The following is a 1,933-nucleotide window of genomic DNA, read 5'->3' on the forward strand; positions in this document are numbered from 1 at the left end:
TAAGCTTGGAATTTAAGGACAAGCAGGGGCATCTGCTCCTTACCCGCCGGAAGAATGGTGCGAGTTATCATGACACCTATTATGTCTATGACTCTTACGGTAACCTGCGTGCCGTGCTTCCTCCTCTGGCGGCCGACGCTACGGCAATGTCCGGTATATGGAGGCTTACCACGGACGGTACGGGTGCGCTGGCGCAATATGCCTATCTGTATAAGTATGATGACCGTAACCGCTGCATCTGGAAGAAGTTACCCGGTGCCGACGGGATCAGATACGGGTACGACCGTGGCGACCGCATGATTGCCAGTCAGGATGGGGAACAGGCAGCCAAAAGTCCCGCGCTCTGCACCTTCTACCTGTATGACATTGACAACCGTCCGGTGATTCAGGGGATTTGTGAGTTCAGGGGTTCCATCGCTTCTTTGGGCCCTACGGCGATGCTGACTTCCTTAAAACGGTCGTATGATGGCAAAATCATAGCTTCAGGTCTGGAAAACAGTGGCTACAATCCTAATATGACGCTTTATTCTCCTGTAGTGCATACCATCAACTACTATGACGATTATGGTTTCCGCAGCCTGGCAGGTTTCGACAATGAGTCATATTTCCCCAAGGAAAGCCATCCGGCGGGCGGTCTGCTGACAGGTACGGTAACTACGTTGCTCGACGGCAGCGGCAAGAAACTCTATACGGTTTATTATTACGATGAGAAAGGGCGTCCGGAGAAGACTGTCTCCTCCAACCATTTGGGCGGTTATGATATTACCACTACCGTTTATACGTTTACGGGCAAACCCAAGACAGTGACGCATGTACATACTGCTACGGGCAAGGCCCAACAAACACAAGTATATACTTATACCTACGACCATGCCGACCGTGTGAAAACCGTTACCCATAAACTGAATTCTCTCACTGCTGTAACTTTGGTGGACAACACGTATGACGATTTGGGACGTCTGAAGAAGAACAGCCGTAACGGTGTTTCTTCTTTGTCCGATACTTATGAGTATAATGTCCGTTCGTGGCTTATCGGGATTTCCGGTGCTCAACACACGGAGAATCTGACTTATGATTATAACGGCAATATCTCTTCCATGCAGTGGCGTCTTGACGGTACCACCCGTAAATACGTTTACAGCTATGATCCTTTGTCCCGTCTTGTTTCCGCCACTTTTTCGGGTGGTAAGGATGCTGAACGGTATAGCACTTCTTATTCTTACGATAAGCATGGCAATATCCTTTCCTTGCAGCGTTATGGCAAGACTGCCAATAGTGATCTGGGTGTTTACGGTCTTGCGGACAACCTGACAATGACTTACAACGGTAACCAACTGACCAACGTTTCGGATGCCGCCGTAACTGTGACGTTGCCCGAATCCAATGACTTCAAGAAAGGCTCTGCAGCCAATCCCGGCTATGCATACGATAAAAATGGCAACCTTACGAAAGATTTGAATAAAAAGATAACCGCCATATCTTATAATTCATTATATTTGCCTGAGTTGCTGACCATTGACGGTGTAACGCATAAATACACTTATGCCGCCGATGGAAGAAAACTTAAGGTAGTGCAAGGCAGTACCAATCGTGACTATGTTGGGAACATAATCTACGAGAATGGTTCTTTGAAAAGGATTCTGGTTGAAGGTGGCTATATTGAAGGCGGCACGTATTATTTCTACTTCAATGATCATCTTGGCAATGTCCGTGCTGTGATTGATGGTGGCAACCATAATATTCAGTTTAACCACTACTATCCCTACGGTCTTCCCATGGCGGAGACTAGCGACGGAAAGCAGAATGAACAGCCTTACAAGTATAACGGCAAGGAGTTTGAACGTAAGAACGGGCTGAACTGGATGGATTACGGTGCACGGCATTATGATGCTGCGTTGGGAAGGTTTACGACGATGGATCCGTTGGCGGAGAA

General features: G+C 47.7%; 1 protein-coding gene. It reads left to right on the forward strand.

Annotated elements, in window-relative coordinates; all coding sequences use genetic code 11:
• On the forward strand, positions 1 to 1,933 hold a 1,933-nt coding region (locus tag DW182_RS21990; RefSeq protein WP_305000466.1), incomplete at both ends, for an RHS repeat domain-containing protein.

The organism is Bacteroides sp. AM16-24 (assembly GCF_003471885.1).
Taxonomy (GTDB): domain Bacteria; phylum Bacteroidota; class Bacteroidia; order Bacteroidales; family Bacteroidaceae; genus Bacteroides.